Origin of the sequence: Bacteroides caecigallinarum, assembly GCF_016901995.1 — a bacterium.
GTDB classification, from domain to species: Bacteria; Bacteroidota; Bacteroidia; order Bacteroidales; family Bacteroidaceae; genus Phocaeicola; species Phocaeicola cellulolyticus.
Map to the genome: position 1 here is coordinate 1 of NZ_JACJLE010000203.1, position 261 is coordinate 261.

The following is a 261-nucleotide window of genomic DNA, read 5'->3' on the forward strand; positions in this document are numbered from 1 at the left end:
GGTGACGTGGAGACGCAGCAGTGACACCACCGCCGGCTGACGGAATAGCCGGTTAAAGAGTGTAGACGTTGATTCCCGCAGGCAAATCCACGGGAAGAGTCGAACTTGACAGTACACCAACTCCCTCGGGAAGCGGTGATAGTGTGGGTAAGCAGACTGCCGAGAAAATCCGCTAAACTTAACGTTGGAGGTACCCGTACCGCAAACGGACACACGTAGTCGGGTTGAATATACTAAGGCGCTTGGGTGAATCACGGTTAA

At 53.6% G+C, this 261-nt stretch carries 1 rRNA gene; it reads left to right on the forward strand.

From position 1 onward, the window contains the following. Positions 1-261, forward strand: a 23S ribosomal RNA gene (locus tag H6A61_RS15635); the annotation flags it as partial.